The 17,747-nt window shown below is 71.9% G+C and carries 20 protein-coding genes and 1 pseudogene; 17 read left to right on the top strand and 4 right to left on the bottom strand.

What is annotated here, in order from left to right:
- Positions 1 to 91 precede the first annotated feature (91 nt).
- Positions 92 to 958 (top strand): helix-turn-helix domain-containing protein, encoded by an 867-nt coding sequence (locus ACZ9QC_RS06990; protein WP_472919328.1) that lies wholly within the window; start codon positions 92 to 94, stop codon positions 956 to 958.
- 459 nt (positions 959 to 1,417) lie between these two features.
- Here ACZ9QC_RS06990 and ACZ9QC_RS06985 read toward each other — a convergent pair.
- A pseudogene (locus ACZ9QC_RS06985) lies at positions 1,418 to 2,443 on the bottom strand (TIGR03557 family F420-dependent LLM class oxidoreductase).
- A 166-nt stretch (positions 2,444 to 2,609) separates the two neighbouring features.
- Between ACZ9QC_RS06985 and ACZ9QC_RS06980 the strand changes: the two are divergent.
- The 13 genes from ACZ9QC_RS06980 (at position 2,610) to ACZ9QC_RS06920 (ending at position 12,257) form a co-directional block, all read left to right on the top strand.
- A complete protein-coding gene (locus ACZ9QC_RS06980; protein WP_472919327.1) occupies positions 2,610 to 4,031 on the top strand; it encodes an NAD(P)/FAD-dependent oxidoreductase in 1,422 nt (473 codons plus the stop codon).
- The gene (locus ACZ9QC_RS06975) at positions 4,028 to 5,875 is read left to right on the top strand and encodes a transketolase (RefSeq protein WP_472919326.1); all 1,848 of its coding nucleotides are present in this window, start codon (positions 4,028 to 4,030) and stop codon (positions 5,873 to 5,875) included. The genes ACZ9QC_RS06980 and ACZ9QC_RS06975 overlap by 4 nt, the downstream gene beginning before the upstream one ends.
- A 12-nt stretch (positions 5,876 to 5,887) precedes the next feature.
- Positions 5,888 to 6,823, top strand: coding sequence for a non-homologous end-joining DNA ligase (ligD, locus tag ACZ9QC_RS06970; protein ID WP_472919325.1), 936 nt, complete (start codon positions 5,888 to 5,890; stop codon positions 6,821 to 6,823).
- A 52-nt stretch (positions 6,824 to 6,875) separates the two neighbouring features.
- A complete protein-coding gene (locus tag ACZ9QC_RS06965) occupies positions 6,876 to 7,241 on the top strand; it encodes a gas vesicle protein GvpO (protein WP_472921618.1) in 366 nt (121 codons plus the stop codon).
- Positions 7,242 to 7,328: 87 nt separating this feature from the next.
- Positions 7,329 to 7,754, top strand: coding sequence for a gas vesicle structural protein GvpA (locus tag ACZ9QC_RS06960; protein WP_033529797.1), 426 nt, complete (start codon positions 7,329 to 7,331; stop codon positions 7,752 to 7,754).
- Complete coding sequence (locus ACZ9QC_RS06955) at positions 7,751 to 8,518, top strand: GvpL/GvpF family gas vesicle protein (protein ID WP_472919324.1); 768 nt, start codon at positions 7,751 to 7,753, stop codon at positions 8,516 to 8,518. Before ACZ9QC_RS06960 ends, ACZ9QC_RS06955 begins: the two co-directional genes overlap by 4 nt.
- Before the next feature lie 29 nt (positions 8,519 to 8,547).
- Entirely contained in the window at positions 8,548 to 8,811 is a 264-nt protein-coding gene (locus ACZ9QC_RS06950; protein ID WP_184901451.1) for a gas vesicle protein GvpG, read from the top strand.
- Positions 8,808 to 9,416 carry a DNA primase gene (locus ACZ9QC_RS06945; RefSeq protein WP_472919323.1) on the top strand — a complete coding sequence of 203 codons (609 nt, stop codon included), beginning with the start codon at positions 8,808 to 8,810 and terminating at the stop codon, positions 9,414 to 9,416. The genes ACZ9QC_RS06950 and ACZ9QC_RS06945 overlap by 4 nt, the downstream gene beginning before the upstream one ends.
- The gene (locus ACZ9QC_RS06940) at positions 9,409 to 10,662 is read left to right on the top strand and encodes an SRPBCC family protein (protein WP_472919322.1); all 1,254 of its coding nucleotides are present in this window, start codon (positions 9,409 to 9,411) and stop codon (positions 10,660 to 10,662) included. The genes ACZ9QC_RS06945 and ACZ9QC_RS06940 overlap by 8 nt, the downstream gene beginning before the upstream one ends.
- Entirely contained in the window at positions 10,659 to 11,024 is a 366-nt protein-coding gene (locus tag ACZ9QC_RS06935; protein ID WP_472919321.1) for a gas vesicle protein, read from the top strand. Before ACZ9QC_RS06940 ends, ACZ9QC_RS06935 begins: the two co-directional genes overlap by 4 nt.
- Complete coding sequence (locus tag ACZ9QC_RS06930) at positions 11,021 to 11,794, top strand: GvpL/GvpF family gas vesicle protein (protein WP_472919320.1); 774 nt, start codon at positions 11,021 to 11,023, stop codon at positions 11,792 to 11,794. The genes ACZ9QC_RS06935 and ACZ9QC_RS06930 overlap by 4 nt, the downstream gene beginning before the upstream one ends.
- Positions 11,791 to 11,979, top strand: coding sequence for a gas vesicle protein (locus tag ACZ9QC_RS06925; RefSeq protein WP_033529791.1), 189 nt, complete (start codon positions 11,791 to 11,793; stop codon positions 11,977 to 11,979). Before ACZ9QC_RS06930 ends, ACZ9QC_RS06925 begins: the two co-directional genes overlap by 4 nt.
- Positions 11,976 to 12,257 (top strand): gas vesicle protein K, encoded by a 282-nt coding sequence (locus tag ACZ9QC_RS06920; protein WP_033529790.1) that lies wholly within the window; start codon positions 11,976 to 11,978, stop codon positions 12,255 to 12,257. The genes ACZ9QC_RS06925 and ACZ9QC_RS06920 overlap by 4 nt, the downstream gene beginning before the upstream one ends.
- A gap of 2 nt (positions 12,258 to 12,259) precedes the next feature.
- On the opposite strand, the gene ACZ9QC_RS06915 is transcribed toward ACZ9QC_RS06920, so the two are convergent.
- The 3 genes from ACZ9QC_RS06915 to ACZ9QC_RS06905 all read right to left on the bottom strand — a co-directional run bounded on the left by ACZ9QC_RS06915 (position 12,260) and on the right by ACZ9QC_RS06905 (position 14,914).
- Positions 12,260 to 12,430 (bottom strand): hydrophobic protein, encoded by a 171-nt coding sequence (locus ACZ9QC_RS06915; RefSeq protein WP_184901459.1) that lies wholly within the window; start codon positions 12,428 to 12,430, stop codon positions 12,260 to 12,262.
- Between the two features lie 43 nt (positions 12,431 to 12,473).
- On the bottom strand, positions 12,474 to 13,295 hold the full coding sequence (locus tag ACZ9QC_RS06910; RefSeq protein ID WP_472919319.1) for a class I SAM-dependent methyltransferase: 822 nt from the start codon (positions 13,293 to 13,295) through the stop codon (positions 12,474 to 12,476).
- A gap of 125 nt (positions 13,296 to 13,420) precedes the next feature.
- Positions 13,421 to 14,914, bottom strand: a complete 1,494-nt coding sequence (locus tag ACZ9QC_RS06905) for a phosphatase PAP2 family protein (RefSeq protein ID WP_472919318.1) — start codon at positions 14,912 to 14,914, stop codon at positions 13,421 to 13,423.
- Positions 14,915 to 15,206: 292 nt separating this feature from the next.
- On the opposite strand from ACZ9QC_RS06905, the gene ACZ9QC_RS06900 reads away from it, so the two are divergent.
- The 3 genes from ACZ9QC_RS06900 (at position 15,207) to ACZ9QC_RS06890 (ending at position 17,732) form a co-directional block, all read left to right on the top strand.
- The gene (locus ACZ9QC_RS06900; protein WP_472919317.1) at positions 15,207 to 16,826 is read left to right on the top strand and encodes an ABC-F family ATP-binding cassette domain-containing protein; all 1,620 of its coding nucleotides are present in this window, start codon (positions 15,207 to 15,209) and stop codon (positions 16,824 to 16,826) included.
- Positions 16,827 to 16,908: 82 nt separating this feature from the next.
- A complete protein-coding gene (locus ACZ9QC_RS06895; RefSeq protein ID WP_215450621.1) occupies positions 16,909 to 17,142 on the top strand; it encodes a DUF6158 family protein in 234 nt (77 codons plus the stop codon).
- 8 nt (positions 17,143 to 17,150) lie between these two features.
- Complete coding sequence (locus tag ACZ9QC_RS06890) at positions 17,151 to 17,732, top strand: TIGR03086 family metal-binding protein (RefSeq protein ID WP_472919316.1); 582 nt, start codon at positions 17,151 to 17,153, stop codon at positions 17,730 to 17,732.
- Positions 17,733 to 17,747 lie beyond the last annotated feature (15 nt).

Below are 17,747 nucleotides of genomic sequence, written 5' to 3'. Positions count from 1 at the left end.
CGACCGGCGTGAGGGCCGCAACCAGTGCAACGGACAACGGTAGGAAGGGCAGTACCACTCTCGTTTCGGGCCGGGCGCCGATACTGGAACGGTGACCGAGGAACAGAACCAACTGGGCACAGCTCTGCGTCGTTGGCGCGACCGGCTCGCGCCTGCCGACGTGGGTCTGCCGGCCGCAGGCAGGCGCCGTGCCGCGGGCCTGCGCCGCGAAGAGCTCGCCGCACTTGCCGGAGTCTCCGTGGACTACCTCGTCCGCCTGGAACAGGGACGCGCCAGCCGCCCCTCCGAACAGGTCGCCGTGGCACTGGCCCGCGCATTGCACCTGGAGGTGTCCGAACGGGATCACCTCTACCGCCTCGCACACCTTCCGCTGCCGGGATCCGGGCGCATCTCCACCCACATCCCGCCCAGCGTGCAACGCCTGCTCGCCGCCCTCACCGACCAGGCGCTGGGCGTCTTCGCCGCGGACTGGACCCTGATCACGTGCACCGGGCTGTGGGCCGCACTGTTCGGAGAGCCTTCGCAGCCCCCCGCGGACCAGCGCAACCTGGTACGCGAGACGTTCCTGCCCGAGCTCGATTCGGGCCGTCAGCCTCGGTCCGAACGTGGCCGGGAAGCCCTGGAAGCCTCCCTCGTCGCCGACCTGCGGACCACACAGGGCACGTTCCCGGACGACCCCCGCCTGCGCCGACTCATCCAGGAATGCACCACCCACAGCCCTCGCTTCGCGCAACTCTGGTCGCAGGGCGCCGCGGGCACACTCGGCCATGACCGCAAGACCGTCACCCATCCCGTCGTCGGAGACATCACCCTCGACTGCGACATCCTCACCGTGCCCGGATCGGACCTCAGGATCGTCGCCTATACCGCGGCCGCCGGAACGCCCTCCGCGGAACAACTCGACTTTCTCAGGGTCACCGCCACACGTTCCCTGGTCACCCGCGCCGGGGATTCCTGAGCGGTTTCGGCGCGGGACAGCGCGACGGGGACCACGATCCAGATGGGCCGGAGGTGCGTGTGTACCGCCCCGCCCTCGCACCCGGGTCGGTCGGTCGTCGCCGGCGAGGATCACGGATCTCGTTCGCAGCCCGGCGCAAGGAGAACCTCACGCGTGATCCGCCCTGCCGTCACCGAGTTCACCGGCTGATACCGCGGGTGGCTCATGGCCGCAGCCGTCGTCACCGCCGGCTCCGTCACGGGCCGGCCGTGAAGCCGTGGCGGTCCCTCAGGACGAGGTCGCAGGTACCGGTGGAGAGCAGGCGGGCCGCCTGCTTCAGGTTGGTGATCTTGCCGACGGTTGCGCTGGCCACGCCGGTGCGGGCTCGGACGGCGGCCGCGTGGTGGGCCTGCCGGCAGGGCCCGGTGCGGCGGGGCTCGGGGCGGGTGGTGCCGCCGCCGGTGCAGTCGGCGGTGCGGATCAGCGCCGGAGCCGCGGCAGCACCTTCGTGCGGTAGAAGTCGAAGAAGCCGCGCTGGTCGGGGCCGATCTGGCTGACGTAGACGCGGTCGAAGCCCGCGTCCGCGAAGGCGGTCAGCTCGGCGACGTGCTCGTCGACGTCGCCGCCGCACACCGTGTTCTCGCCGACCATCTGCTCGGTGACCAGCGGTTCCAGCTGCTCGAAGTGGCTGGGCGTGGGCAGGATCTGCCCCATCTCGCCGGGCAGCAGCTGGTTCGACCACAGATGGCGCACGAGCCGGACGGCGGCGTCCCGGTCGGGGCCCCAGCACACCTTCGTGCCGCCGCTGACGGGGTTCGCGCCCCCGCCGCCCTTGCGGTACTGGGTCACCAGCTCCTCGTCGGGGCTCATGGTGATGAAGCCGTCGGCGACGCGGGCGGCGAGGGCGGTGGCCTTGGGGCCGAAACCGGAGATGTCGATGGGGACGGGCGCCTCGGGGAGCGTGTAGAGGCGGGCGTTCTCCACCGTGTAGTGGGTGCCGCGATGGGTGACCTCCTCGCCGGTGAACAGGCGACGCATCACCTGGACCGAATCCTCCAGCATCTCCAGACGGACGTCCGCCGGGGGCTGGGGGTCCCTCCCACGCCCTTCAGGCAGTGGGGGAGGGTGCCGAGGACATGTTCGTTGAGCGCCTCGCCCGAGCCGATGCCGAGCCGGAAACGACCGCCGGTCAGCACCGAACTCGTCGCCGCGGCCTGGGCGACGACGGCCGGGTGGATCCGGACGGTCGGGCAGGTCACCGCCGTCTCGATCGGCAGCGACACGGCCTCGGAGAGCGCGCCGATCACCGACCACACGAAGGGGCTCTGGCCCTGGGCGTCGTTCCACGGGTGGAAGTGGTCCGAGATCCACAGACAGTCGAATCCGGCCTGTTCCGCCTCCCCCAACTCTCGACTTCGCTCGAGCCGGGGGGACCCCCACCGTCTGCTCGATCAGCTCGGCGGGAGTGAACTCCTCGGTCGCCAGGAAGTATCCGTACTCGGGCATGGGGGGTACCTCCGCGACAGGTGCGCCCGGGGCGGACCGGTTCCGGGTCCGAGTACCCGTGGGTCACGGCGGAAACCCGCGCCCGATCGTGCGGAGCGCCGGTTTGGGGCCGTTGACCAGGGGGACGCGGAAGGTTCGTACGCACGCGACCCGCCGGAGGCGAACCGTGAGTCGACCCCGCATCGTGATCGTCGGTGCCGGTTTCGCCGGCTACCGGACTGCCCGCACCCTCGCGCGGCTGGCCCGGAACAAGGCCGACATCACCCTGCTGAACCCGACCGACTACTTTCTGTACCTCCCGCTGCTGCCCCAGGTGGCCGCCGGCATCCTGGAACCACGCCGGGTCACCGTCTCCCTCACCGGCACCCTGCCCCATGTGCGGCTGGTGCTGGGCGAGGCCGACGACATCGACCTCGACGCGCGCACCGTGCGCTACTCGGATCCCGAGGGCGGCGTCGGCACCCTCACCTACGACCGGCTGGTGCTCGCGGCCGGCAGCGTCAACAAGCTGCTGCCCATCCCCGGCGTCGCCGAGCACGCCCACGGCTTCCGGGGGCTGCCCGAGGCGCTGTACCTCAGGGACCACGTGACCCGGCAGGTGGAGCTGGCCGCCGGGAGCGAGGACCCCAAGAGCTGCGACGCGCGCTGCACCTTCGTGGTGGTCGGCGCCGGTTACACCGGGACCGAGGTCGCCGCCCACGGCCAGATGTTCACCGACGCGCTGGTGCGCAAGCAGCCGCTGCGGGAGGGCATGCGACCGCGCTGGATGCTGCTCGACATCGCGGAACGGGTGCTGCCCGAGATGGACGAGAAGCTGTCGCGGACCGCCGACAAGGTGCTGCGGCAGCGGGGCGTCGACGTGCGGATGGGGACCTCCGTGAAGGAGGCCACACCGAACGGAGTGCTGCTGACCGACGGGGAGTTCGTCGACACCCGCACACTCGTGTGGTGCGTGGGCGTACGGCCCGATCCGCTCGCCGAGTCGCTGGGGCTGCCGATGGAACGCGGCCGGCTGCTCGTCGAGCCCACGCTGCAGGTGCCGGGCCGGCCGGACGTGTTCGCCTGCGGCGACGCGGCCGCCGTACCCGACCTGACCAAGCCCGGCCAGTACACCCCGATGACCGCCCAACACGCCTGGCGGCAGGGCAAGGTGGCCGCGTACAACGTCGCCGCCTCCCTCGGCCGGGGCGAGCCCGAGCCCTACCGCCACAGCGACCTCGGCTTCGTCGTGGACCTCGGCGGGGTCAAGGCCGCCGCCAACCCGCTCGGCGTACCGCTGTCCGGGCCCCTCGCCGGAGCCGTCGCCCGCGGCTACCACCTCGCCGCCATGCCCGGCAACCGCGTCCGGGTCGCCGCCGACTGGCTCCTCGACGCCGTACTGCCCCGTCAGGGAGTCCAGTTGGGCCTCGTACGGTCCTGGTCGGTCCCCCTGGACACGGCGTCACCGGAGCTGGCCAAGGTGCCCGGCGCGCCCCGGAAGGCGAGGACGGGTGCCGACGCGTCCCCGGCCACGTCACCGGGTCAGGAGCGCGGCCGAGCGTCCGAAACCCCGTCGAAGCCCGCCGAGGGTTCGAAAGGAGAGTCATGAACAGCCGTCAACTGACCGAGCTGGCACAGCAGTTGCGGGTGGACAGCGTGCGCGCTTCGGATGCCGCGGGCTCCGGGCACCCGACGTCGTCCATGTCGGCCGCCGAGCTGATGGCGGTGCTGCTCGCGAAGCATCTGCGGTACGACTTCGAACGCCCCCAGCACCCCGCCAACGACCGCTTCGTGCTGTCCAAGGGACACGCCTCGCCCCTGCTGTACTCCGCGTACAAGGCGGCGGGCGCGATCAGCGAGACCGAGCTGATGACCTTCCGCAAGCTGGGCAGCCGGCTGGAGGGACACCCCACGCCACGGCGGCTGCCGTGGGTGGAGACGGCCACCGGGTCGCTCGGCCAGGGACTGCCCGTCGGCGTCGGCATCGCGCTGGCCGGGAAGCGGCTGGACCGCACCGGCTACCGGGTGTGGGTGCTGTGCGGCGACAGCGAGCTCGCCGAGGGCTCGGTGTGGGAGGCCGCCGAGCACGCCGCGTACGAGCATCTCGACAATCTGACGGCGATCGTCGACGTCAACCGGCTCGGACAGCGCGGGCCCACCCGGCACGGGCACGACCTGGACGCCTACGCCCGTCGCTTCGCGGCCTTCGGCTGGCACACCGTCGAGATCGACGGACACGACGTGGACGCCGTCGACCGCGCCTACGGCGAGGCCGTCTCCACCAAGGGCCAGCCCACCGTGATCCTGGCCCGCACCCTCAAGGGCAAGGGCGTCGAGGCCGTCCAGGACCGGGAGGGCCTGCACGGCAAGCCGCTCAAGGACGCCGACGAGGCGATCGCGGAACTCGGCGGGGTGCGCGACCTCCGCGTCGAGGTCACCCCGCCGCCCGCCGCCCGGATGCTGCACGCCGTACGCACCGGGCACCTCGAACTGCCGCGCTACGAGATCGGTGACGAGGTCGCCACCCGGGACGCCTACGGGCAGGCCCTCGCCGCGCTCGGCTCCGCCCGCGGGGACGTCGTCGCCCTGGACGGTGAGGTCGGCGACTCCACCCGCTCCGAGGTCTTCGCCAAGGAACACCCCGACCGCTACTTCGAGTGCTACATCGCCGAACAGCAGCTCGTGGCCGCCTCGGTGGGCCTCGCGGCACGCGGCTGGGTGCCGTACGCCGCCACGTTCGCGGCGTTCCTCACCCGCGCCCACGACTTCATCCGCATGGCGTCGGTCAGCGGGTCAGGCATCAACCTCGTCGGCTCCCACGCCGGCGTCGCCATCGGCCAGGACGGGCCCTCGCAGATGGGTCTGGAGGACCTGGCGATGATGCGCTCGGTGCACGGCTCCACCGTGCTGTACCCGTGCGACGCCAACCAGACCGCCAAACTCGTCGGCACCATGGCCGGCCTCGACGGCGTGCGCTACCTCCGCACCTCCAGGGGCGCCTCGCCCGTCCTCTACAGCCCGACCGAGGAGTTCCCGGTCGGCGGCAGCAAGGTGCTGCGCGCCTCGGACACCGACCGGCTGACGGTCGTCGCGGCCGGGGTCACCGTCCACGAGGCCCTCAAGGCCGCCGACGCGCTGGACCGCGAGGGCATCCAGGTCCGGGTGATCGACCTCTACTCCGTCAAGCCCGTCGACCGCCGCACCCTGCGCGAGGCCGCCGAACGCACGGGCTGCGTCCTCACCGTCGAGGACCACCACGAGGAGGGCGGCCTCGGCGACGCGGTCCTCGACGCCTTCCTCGACGGCCGCCCGGTGCCCCGCCTGGTGCGCCTGGCCGTCCGTACGATGCCGGGCTCGGCCGCACCCGAGGAGCAGCTGCGCGAGGCGGGCATCGACGCGGAGGCCATCGCGGTGGCCGGACGGCTGCTGGTGGAGCACGCGATCACGCCCTGAGAGGAGCAGGCGATGGGGGACAGCCACACGATGCGGGTCGGCCGCCGTACCGTCGAGATCCACCGGCCGGACAAGGTGCTGTTCCCCGCCGCCGCCGCCGCCGCCGGCGCCGGCGGCAAGGAGTACACCAAGCGTGATCTCGTCGCCTACCACCGTGCCGTGGCCCCCTTCATGCTGCCCCATCTGCGGGGGCGCCCGCTGATGCTGGAACGGCACCCCGACGGGCTCGACGGGCCCATGTTCATGCAGAAGAACACCCCGGGGCACTATCCGGACTGGATCGAGCGCGTCGAGGTGCCCAAGGAGGGCGGCACGGTCGTCCACCCGGTCTGCGACGACGCGGCCACCCTCGTCTACCTGGCCGACCAGGCCTGCCTCACCCTGCACCGCTGGCTCTCCCGGACCGGGGACGTCGACCGCCCCGACCGGCTCGTCGTCGACCTCGACCCGTCGGTGGACGACTTCGCCCAGGTCCGGGAGGCCGCCCGGGACGTACGGGACCTGCTCGACGCGCTGAACCTGCCCTCCGTACCGATGACCACCGGCTCCCGGGGCGTCCACGTCGTCGTACCGCTGAACGGCCACGACGACTTCGACGTGGTGCGTGACTTCGCCCGGGAGTTCGCCGGGGAGCTCGTCCGCGCCCATCCCGAGCGGCTCACCGTCGAACCCCGCAAGAAGGACCGGGGCGACCGGCTCTACCTCGACATCCAGCGCAACGCCTACGCCCAGACCGCCGTCGCCCCCTACACCGTGCGCGCCCGCCCCGGCGCGCCCGTGGCCACCCCCCTGACCTGGGAACAGCTCGACGACCCGGCCGTCGACGCCCGCCGATGGACCCTGGCGGACGCCGTCGACCAGGCCCGTACCGATCCCTGGGCCGGAGCGATGAGGCGGGGACGCGCGCTCGCTCCGGCACGGCGGCGGCTGGCCAGGTTGCGCGGCTGACCCGAAAAGGTTTGGCCAACGGACGTGTGGCCACTCGGTGTTCGAGGTGGCCATGTCGAACACATCAAACACATCAAAAACACATAATTCGCGCACAGAGCGTGAATCGGACGAAACCGAAGAGGTGCGGGAATCGGCGGACGAGCGCCCCAGCCCCATGCAGGTGCTGCGTCATGCGCGGACCCAGCTCGCGGAGCTGACCGGCATGGCGCCCGAGTCCGTGTCGTCGTTCGAACAGTCCGAGGACGGCTGGACGCTGGAGGTCGAGGTCCTGGAGATCGCCAGGGTCCCCGACACGATGAGCCTGCTCGCGAGCTACCGGGTGGAACTCGACCCGCAGGGCGAGCTCACCGGCTATCGGCGTGTCCGCCGTTACGAACGCGGGCGGGCGGACCCGCATCGCCCCGGCGGCCGCTAGACCGCCGTCCCGCTCAAGCACCCAGCACCCACAGGCCTCAAGCATCCACAGGCCTCGAGCACCCACAGACAAGGAGGATCGGCCGGCATGACCGTAGTCCCGGCACAGCAGTCCGGCGGCGGAGGCGGCAGCAGCGGCCTGTACGACGTCCTGGAACTCATTCTCGACAGGGGGCTCGTGATCGACGCCTTCGTGAGGGTCTCCCTGGTCGGCATCGAGATTCTGAAGATCGACGTCCGGGTCGTGGTGGCCAGCGTCGACACCTATCTGCGCTTCGCCGAGGCGTGCAACCGGCTCGACCTGGAGGCCGGGCCGCGCAAGAACCCCGGCCTGCCGGACCTCGTCGGTGAGATCACCGAGTCCGGCGCTCGCGGCAAGTCCAAGGGGGCGCTGTCCGGCGCCGCCGAGACGATCTCCGACGCGTTCAAGCAGGCCCGCGAGGAGGGGCAGTCCGAGTCGCGGCCGCGGGCCCGCAAGACCACGAGCTCGCGCAAGAGGGAGGAACAGGAGTGAGCACGTACGTCTACGGCATCACCGCGAGCTCGCACCCCGGCCTCCCGGAGGGCATGGGCGGAGTGGGAGATCCCGCGCGCCCGGTGCGCATCCTGAAGGAGGGCGAGCTGGCGGCGATCGTCAGCGAGGCCCCCGAGGGGCTGCGCCCCAAGCGCAAGGATCTGCTCGCCCACCAGAACGTCCTGAGCGAGGCGGGCGCGGGCGGCCCCCTGCTGCCCATGCGGTTCGGCAGTGTCGCCCCGGACGACGCGTCCGTCACCGGGGTGCTCGCCGAACGCGCGGAGCACTACCGGGAACGGCTCGGCGCCCTCGACGGCAAGGTCGAGTACAACGTGAAGGCCAGCCACGACGAAGAGGCCGTGCTGCACCGCGTGATGGGGGAGAACCCCGAGCTGCGCGCCATGACCGAGGCCAACCGGCAGGCGGGCGGCGGTACTTACGAGGACCGGCTGCGGCTCGGCGAGATGGTCGTCGCCGCCGTGCAGGCCAGGGAGGCCGACGACGCGGCGGAGTTGCGGCAGGCGCTGGAGCCGGCCGCCGAGGCCGTCAGCGCGGGCCCCGAGTCGACCGGCTGGCTGGCCAATCTGTCGTTCCTCGTGGGCCGGGACTCGGCGGCGGTCTTCCTCGACGCCGTGGAGGAGGTCCGCAAGAGCCATCCGCACATCGAGGTGCGGGTGAACGGGCCGCTGCCGCCGTACAGCTTCGTCGAACCGGGGCCGGCGCAGCCCGCGGAATCCGCGGAACCCGCGGAGACGACGCACTGACAGCGCGCGACGGCCGAGGAGGCGAGTGCATGGGACTGATCACCGAGGTACTGCTGCTGCCGTTCGCACCGGTGCGCGGCAGCCTCTGGACGGTGAGACAGGTGCTCACCGAGGCCGAGCGCCAGTACTACGACCCGGCGGCCGTCCGCGCCGAACTCGCCCGCCTCGAGCAGCGGCTCGAAGCGGGCGAGATCGATGAGGAGGAGTTCGACCGCCTGGAGGACGAGCTCCTCGACCGGCTGGAGATCAGCGCGCAGAGGGGCACAGGAACCGGCAACGGGACGACACAATGAATCGAATCGGACTGGGCCTCGCCGTAGGGGCCGGATACGTCCTCGGACGTACCAAGAAGATGAAACTCGCGTTCGCGGTCGGCACGATGGTGGCCGGCAAGCGGATGCACCTCAACCCACGGGCGCTCGCGGAGCTGGTGTCCCAGCAGTTGCAGAACAACCCGCAGTTCAAGGAGTTGGGGGACCAGCTCCGCGAGGACCTGCGCGGTGCGGGCAAGGCGGCCACCGGTGCGCTGGTGGAGCGGCAGATCGAGGGGCTCGCCGGCCGGCTGCACGGGCGTACCTCCCAGGTGCGCGACCGGCTCTCCGGGGTGACGCCGGATGTGCCGGGGCGCGACGAGGGCGAGGAGCGGGAGCCTGCGGAACGGGAGCCCGACGACTCGGGATCCGACCGCGAGTCCGACGAGCGGTCGAGGCGCTCCTCGCGCGGGCAGGCGGCGAAGAAGGCACCGGCCAAGAAGCCCGCCCCGGGCAAGAAGGCGGCGGCCAAGAAGACCGCCCCCGCGAAGAAGGCGGCTCCGGCGAAGAAGACCGCCCCGGCGAAGAAGACCGCGCGCAAGGCCACGCGGTCACGGACGACGAGGGGAGGCGGCGGCGATGACTGAGACCCTCGGATCGGCGACCGGCCGCGCGACCGGCGGGGCCGCGGACCGGGCGAAGGACGCGACGAAGAGCAACCCGCTCTCCGACGTCGCCCACAGCGAGGCCGTCGACCACCTCAAGGCCGAGGCCAAGGAGTACCTGGCCGCGCAGGCCGAGCGGCTGCTCGTCGGCGCCGGCCGCAAACTCGGCGAGACGACCGGCAAGCTCAACGACATCGCCGAGGGCAACAGCCCCGGCTTCGCCAAGCTGGCCCTCGACGGTGGCCGCAAGCTCGCCGAGGGCAAGGGGCCGCTGCGCACCGCCCTGGAGGTGGGCGCCGGCCGGGCCAAGGACAACGTGCTCGGCGCGCTCAAGAACCTCGGCGGCAAGGGCAAACGCAAGGGCGGCTCGGGCAACAAGCCGACCGTGATCATCGAGTCCATCGACGTCGGGGTGCCGGTGCGGACCGCGTACGACCAGTGGACCCAGTTCCAGAGCTTCAGCACCTTCGCCAAGGGGGTGAAGAGCGCCGGCCAGGCCGACGACACCCACTCCGACTGGCAGATGAAGGTGTTCTGGTCCAACCGGAGCTGGAAGGCGCACACCACCGAACAGGTGCCCGACGAGCGGATCACCTGGACGTCGGAGGGCGCCAAGGGCACCACGAAGGGCGCGGTCACCTTCCACGCCCTCGCCGACAGCCTCACCCGGGTCCTGCTGGTCATCGAGTACTACCCGAAGGGCCTCTTCGAGAAGACCGGCAACATCTGGCGTGCCCAGGGCCGCCGGGCCCGGCTCGACCTCAAGAACTTCGCCCGCTTCATCACCCTCCGGGGAGAGGCCGAGGACGGCTGGCGCGGCGAGATCCGCGACGGCGAGGTCGTCGTCAGCCACGAGGACGCCCTCGCCGAGGAGGAGCGGGAGGACGAGGACCGGGACGAGCCGTCCGACGGCGAGGCTCCGGAGGACGACGAGGCCGAGGACGAGTACGAGGGCGAGTACGAGGAGGAGCCCGAGCCGGACGAGGAGCCGCGCGACTCCGACGAGCCGGGCGACACCGAGGCCGACGACGACACCGAGGCCGAAGACGAGGCCGAAGGGTACGTCGACGAGGACGAGGACGGCGACCTGGAGGACCCGGACGAGGTACCGGAGGAGGCGTACGAGGACGTTCCCGAGGCCGAGGAAGACGCCGAGGAGGACATCGAGGAGGAACCGTACGAGGATGAGGACGAGGAGCGGGCCGCCGTGGGCGGGAGTCGACGATGACGTTCCCGAGCCGAGTCCCCGAGCCGTACGGGCAGAACGGGAGTGCCAACCTGGCCGACATCCTGGAGCGTGTCCTCGACAAGGGCCTGGTGATCGCGGGTGACATCCGCATCAACCTGCTCGACATCGAACTGCTCACCATCAAGCTGCGCCTGATCGTCGCCTCCGTCGACAAGGCCAAGGAGATGGGGATCGACTGGTGGGAGACCGACCCGGCGCTGTCGTCCAACGCCCGCCGCGACGAACTCTCCCGTGAGAACGCCGAGTTGCGCGCCCGGCTCGCGGAGCTGGACGACGGCGGGTACCGGCGGGAGCCGGAGCCGGCCATCGGACGCGGCCGCGCCAGAGAGGAGCCCTCATGACCGGACTGCGGTACGTGTACGCCGTCTGCCGCCCCTTCGACGCGGCGCTCCAGTCCCAGCTCAAAGGGGTCGCGGGCGCGCCGCCCCGGCAGCTGCGCCACCACGATCTGATCGCCGTGGTCAGCGAGGTGCCGGAGCGCGACTTCGCGGAGCAGCCGCTCCGCGCCCATCTGGAGGACCTGGACTGGCTGACGGAGACCGCCCGGGCCCACCAGAGCGTGATCGACGCCCTCACCGTGGTCACCACGCCCCTGCCGCTCCGGCTCGGCACCGTCTTCCGCGACGACAGCGGCGTACGGGTCATGCTGGAGGCCCGCGAGGAGGGCTTCCGGCGCACTCTGGACCGGCTCTCGGGCCGGGTGGAGTGGGGCGTCAAGGTCTACGCGGAGTCCGAGGAGCGGGAGAAGGCCCACGCGCCCGCGAAGGTCTCCAGCGGGCGGGACTATCTGCGGCAGCGGCGGCGGAGCCACCGGGCCCACGAGGAGATGTGGGAGAACGCCGACCGGTTCGCCCGCCGGCTGCACGAAACTCTCGCGGAATTCGCCGAGGACACCCGGCTGCACGCTCCGCAGAATTCCGCGCTCTCCGGGGTTCCCGGACGCAATGTGCTGAACGCGGCCTATCTGGTGCCGCGCGCGCACTCCGAGGAGTTCGTGGAACTGGTGGACCGCACGAAAGGCGAGGAACCGGGATTGCGGGTGGAACTGACCGGGCCGTGGGCGGCCTATTCCTTCAGCGGGGAGACCGGGACGGGGGAGGAGAGCACGTGACCGTGATCGAACGTCGTGAGGTCGCCCTCGTCGACCTCCTCGACCGGCTGCTGGCCGGCGGGGTCGTCATCACCGGGGACCTCACCCTGCGCATCGCGGACGTCGACCTCGTCCGCATCGATCTGAACGCGCTGATCAGCTCCGTGAACGCACAGGTCCCGTCGCCTTGGGGAGGAATCGAGTGACCGGCCGCAACCGTCTCGAACTGGAGCCCGACACGGTCGAGAGGGACCTGGTCAAGCTGGTCCTGACCGTCGTCGAGCTGCTCCGTCAGCTCATGGAGCGGCAGGCGCTGCGGCGCTTCGACACCGGCGAGCTCTCGGAGGACCAGGAGGAGCGCATCGGGCTCACGCTGATGCTGCTGGACGACCGCATGACCGAGCTGCGCGAGCGCTACGGCCTGCGGCCCGAGGACCTGAACCTGGACCTCGGGCCGCTCGGACCGTTGCTACCGCGGGAGTGACGTCACCACCTGTACCAGCGGCTCCTTCCTCCGGACGCGGACGTGCCGCGCACCAGGAAGCCGAGGAGCCACAGCACCAGGACGGCCAGGGCGATGTACCAGAGAACCTTCACCGCGAAACCGGCGCCGAAGAGCACCAGAATCAGAAGCAGTACCAACAGGATGGGAACCATTATGCGAACCTCCTGATGGGCCGGGTTTCCAGAATTCTCGCTTTCAGGCCGCCTTACGGCAGAGAATTTCTCCGTGGAGTACGGCGAACCAGCCGTCCTCCTGCTCTCCCCATTTCCGCCAGGAATCCGCGATCGCCCGCAATTGCCCGGCCGTGGCATGGCCGCCCTCGGTGGCCCGGTCGGCGTAGGCGGAGGCGACCGTCCGGTCGGCCCACAGTCCGCTCCACCACGCCCGCTCCTGAGCCGTGGCGTAGGTCCAGGTGGCGGAGGTGGCCGTGATGTCGGTGAGCCCGGCGCGCAGCGCCCAGGACTTCAGCCTGCGCCCCGCGTCGGGCTCGCCGCCGTTGGCGCGCGCCACCCGGCGGTACAGGTCCAGCCAGTCGTCCATGCCGGCCGACTCCGGGTACCAGGTCATCGCGGCGTAGTCCGAGTCGCGGACGGCGACGATCCCGCCCGGTCTGGTCACCCGGCGCATCTCGCGCAGTGCCTGCACCGGATCGCCGACGTGCTGGAGCACCTGGTGCGCGTGGACCACGCAGAAACTGTCGTCCGGGAAGTCCAGGGCGTGGACGTCCGCGACGGCGAAGTCGACGTTCTCCAGGCCGCGTTCGGCGGCCGTGGCCCGGGCCTGGTCCAGGATGCCGGGCGCGTGGTCGACACCGGTGACGTGGCCGTCGGGGACCAGGGCGGCCAGGTCCGCGGTGATGGTGCCCGGACCGCAGCCGATGTCCAGGACCTTCATGTGCGGCTTCAGCGAACCGAGGAGGTACGCCGCCGAGTTGGCGGCCGTGCGCCAGGTGTGCGAGCGCAGCACCGACTCGTGGTGCCCGTGCGTGTAGACGGCGGTCTCCTGTGCCTTCGGCATGGCCGTTCCCCTTCCACGAGGGCCGCGACAACCGCGGGTTCGTCCTCGAACCGTACGCGGGTCCCCCGAATAGTGAGACCGCCGTCTTGAAGTGTGGACACTCGGCGCGTGGGCGGCGGAGGGGGTCAGCGCATCGGTACGGGCCGGTACACCGTCAGGGCCTCCGGGATCTTCCGGAGCGTCAGATCGCCCTTCACCTCGGTGACTTCGCCGTCGTACGCGAGGAGGGTGCCCGGCGCGATGCCTTCCACCCGGAGCCGCCGTACGCGGACCGCCGCGTGGGCCGGGCTCCGGGTCAGCGGGCCCGCGGCGGCCGCGGCCAGCAGGCGCAGGGCCGGGCGGCGGCCGCCGTGCACGACACGTACGTCCAGCAGCCCGTCGGCCAGGTCGAAGCGCCGGGCCGGGGCGAGGCCCAGCCGGCGGTAGGTGCCGTTGCCCGCGAAGAGCAGCCAGATCGGACGGGGGCGGCCCTCGAAGGTGGCCTGGAGCGGATGCCGGTCGGAGCGCAGGACCCGCAGGGCCGCGATGACCCCCGCCGGCCAGCCGCCGAGCGCCTTCTCCCAGCGCTCGCGCTCCCGCACCAGCTCCGGGTAGACGCCGAGGCTGAAGGTGTTGACGAAGTGGCCCTCCGTGTCGCCGGTGGTGAAGTGCCCGAGGTCCACCCGGACGGCCTCGCCCTGGCGCACCGCGCGGCCCAGGTCGCGTACGTCCTCCACGCCGAGGTCGTACGCGAAGTGGTTGAGGGTGCCGCCGGGCAGGACGGCGAGGGGGAGGCCGTGGCGCAGCGCCACCTCGGCGGCGGAGTTCACCGTGCCGTCGCCGCCGCACACGCCGAGCACCCGAGCCCGGGTGGCGGCCTTCTCCAGCTCGGCGCGCACGTCCTCCGGTTCGCACTCCACGGTCTCGGCCCCGGGCAGCACGTCACGCAGGGCGCGCACCCGGTCCGACGTGCCGGAGGCGCGGTTGGCGACCACGACCAGGCCGTCGCCGTCCGGCAGCGCGGGCGCGTCCACGTACGGGCGGCCGGGCGGCGGCAGCTGGTCGCGGGTCGGCACCATGCCCCGCACGGCGTAGGCGGCGCCCACGCCCAGGGCGGCGCCCACCAGGACATCGCTCGGGAAGTGCACGCCGGTGTACACGCGGGACAGCGCCACCGCGGTGGCCAGCGGGGCGACCGCGGCGCCCCAGCCGCGCGACTCCAGGGCGACACCGGCGGCGAAGGCGGCGGCGGAGGCGGAGTGGCCCGACGGGAACGACGTGGTGATCGGCTGCCGCTTCAGCTGACGGGTCAGCGGCACGTTGTGCAGGGCTGGGCGGGGCCGGCGGATCGAGCGCTTGCCGAGGGTGTTGATGGTCGCCGAGGCGAGGGCGAGCGAGGCGACGCCCCGGACGGCCGCCCTGCGGGCCCGCGGACTCCGGGTCGCCGCGATCGCCGCCGCCGTGGCGAACCACAGCACCCCGTGGTTCGCGGCGCGGCTCAGCTTCGGCAGGAGGGGATGGGCACCCGGCCAGTCGCGGGTCGCCACCGCGTCGAAGAGGCGGCTGTCCGCGGCGAGGAAACGGTCGCGGAGGATGTGGTGGCCCGGGGGGCGGACGGTGAGGTCGACGTCTGGGGTCATGGGTCCACGGGTACCCCATGGCGACGGAACCGTGTCGGGCGGGGTGGGGTTGGGTGAGGGTGGGTGGGGTTGCGTTGCCGGGTGCGGGTCCGGTGGGGGCTTCTCGCGCAGTTCCCCGCGCCCCTTGAGGGCCTACGGCCCTTTCGGGAAAAGCAAGGGGCGCAGCCCCTGCTTTTCAGGGGCGCGGGGAACTGCGCGACCAGCCCCCACCGGACCGGCACCCGACAAGGCCCCCACGCCCGACAACGAAATGGATTTGCCCGTGTGGTGGGGCGGCTCGGACAATGCGCCCATGGGACATCTCGAAGCCGCTCATCTGGAGTACTACCTGCCGGACGGGAGGGCGCTGCTCGGGGACGTGTCCTTCCGGGTGGGGGAGGGGGCGGTCGTCGCGCTCGTCGGGCCCAACGGGGCCGGGAAGACGACGCTGCTGCGGTTGATCTCCGGTGAGCTGAAGCCGCACGGCGGATCGGTGACCGTCAGCGGGGGCCTCGGGGTGATGCGGCAGTTCGTGGGCTCCGTGCGGGACGAGACGACCGTGCGGGACCTGCTGGTGTCGGTGGCGCAGCCGAGGATCAGGGAAGCCGCGAAGGCGGTCGACGCCGCCGAGCACGCGATGATGACCGTGGACGACGAGGCGGCCCAGCTGGCGTACGCGCAGGCCCTCTCCGACTGGGCCGAGGCACGCGGCTACGAGGCCGAGACGCTGTGGGACATCTGCACCGTGGCCGCGCTCGGCGTGCCGTACGAGAAGGCGCAGTGGCGGCAGGTGCGGACGCTCTCCGGCGGTGAGCAGAAGCGGCTCGTGCTGGAGGCGCTGCTGCGCGGCACCGACCAGGTCCTCCTCCTCGACGAACCCGACAACTACCTCGACGTCCCCGGCAAGCGCTGGCTGGAGGAGCGGCTGAAGGAGACCCGCAAGACCGTCCTGTTCGTCTCGCACGACCGGGAGCTGCTCTCCCGCGCCGCCGAGAAGATCGTCAGCGTGGAGCCGGGACCGGCGGGCGCGGACGCCTGGGTGCACGGCGGCGGCTTCGACACCTACCACGAGGCCAGGCGACAGCGCTTCGAGCGCTTCGAGGAACTGCGCAGGCGCTGGGACGAGAAGCACGAGCAGCTGAAGAAGCTCGTGCTGAACCTGCGCCAGGCGGCCGAGAACAGTGTCGCGCTGGCCTCCCGCTACCAGGCCGCCCAGACCCGGCTGCGCAAGTTCGAGGAGGCCGGCCCGCCGCCCGAGCCGCCGCGCGAGCAGGACATCACCATGCGGATCAAGGGCGGCCGTACGGGCGTCAGGGCGGTCACCTGCAAGGCACTTGAGCTGACCGGCCTGATGAAACCCTTCGACCTGGAGGTCTTCTACGGCGAACGGGTCGCCGTCCTCGGCTCCAACGGCTCGGGAAAGTCGCACTTCCTGCGGCTGCTCGCCGGTGACGACGTCGCCCATACGGGCGAGTGGAAGCTCGGCGCCAGGGTTCTGCCGGGGCACTTCGCGCAGACGCACGCCCACCCGGAGCTGGAGGGGCGCCCGCTGCTCGACATCCTGTGGAAGGAGCACGCCCAGGATCGGGGCGCCGCCATGTCCCGGCTGCGCCGCTACGAGCTGACCAAGCAGGCCGAGCAGCCGTTCGACCGGCTCTCCGGCGGCCAACAGGCCCGCTTCCAGATCCTGCTGCTGGAGTTGCAGGGCGTCACCGCACTGCTCCTCGACGAGCCCACGGACAACCTCGACCTGGAGTCCGCGGAGGCCCTGCAAGAGGGCCTGGAGGCCTTCGAGGGCACGGTCCTCGCCGTCACCCACGACCGCTGGTTCGCTCGTTCGTTCGATCGCTATCTGGTCTTCGGTTCCGACGGCCGGGTCCGCGAGACCCCGGGGCCGGTCTGGGACGAGCGACGCGTGGAGCGAGCCCGGTAGGGCCGCCCGGTCCGCGCCGGGCGCCCCGGGGACCCGGATCTTCGTACAGTGGAGGGAGGACCACCGAGATCGGGGTACCACCATGACCGGAGTGCACCCGGACCAACTGGACGACCAGCAGTTGATGAAGGAACTGGAGTCGATCCACCGCACGCGGCACGACACGCTGCTGCACGGGTCGACCGAGGCGCTGCGCACCCACAACGAACGGATGGCCCAGCTGGAGGGCGAGTATCTGCGCCGCCACCCGCGCCGGCCGGTCGTCTCGGGCCGTACGCGCGACGGAGCGCGGGATCGGGGGCCGGCGACGCCATGAGACCCGGGGTGAGCGCGGGGACGCGTGCGCTGCTCGACCGGCACGCCGAGGCGCAGGACCTCTTCGGCGCGCGGGTCCACGCCGTCCGGGACGACCAGTGGGGCGCGGACACGCCCTGCGCCGAGTGGTCGGTCCGCGACCTCGTCAACCACCTCGTCTCCGAGCAGCTGTGGGTGCCCTCGCTGGTACGGGACGGCTGCATGATCGAGGAGGTCGGCGACACCTTCGAGGGTGACCTGCTGGGGCCCGACCCGGCGGCCTCCTGGGACACCGCCGCCCACTCCGCACGGGAGGCGTTCACGGCGCCCGGCGCGCTGGAACGCACGGTCCACCTCTCCTACGGCGACACTCCGGCGACCGCGTACTGCGCGCAGATGGTCGCCGATCTCGTCGTGCACGCGTGGGACCTGTCCCGGGCGATCGGGGCGGACGAGCGGCTGCCGGGGGAACTGGTGCGGTTCGCGGTCGACGAGATCGCTCCGTACGCCGGTGACCTGGAGAAGAGCGGGCTGTTCGGGGCGCCGGTGGCTCCGCCGGTGGGGGCGGACGCGCAGACCAGGTTGTTGTGTCTGCTCGGGCGGCGGCCGTAGGGGGCGTCGCCGTAG

The organism is Streptomyces sp. HUAS MS02, assembly GCF_055702265.1.
Note: the sequence above shows the minus strand (reverse complement) of the source record. Positions and strands in the feature narration are given on the sequence as shown.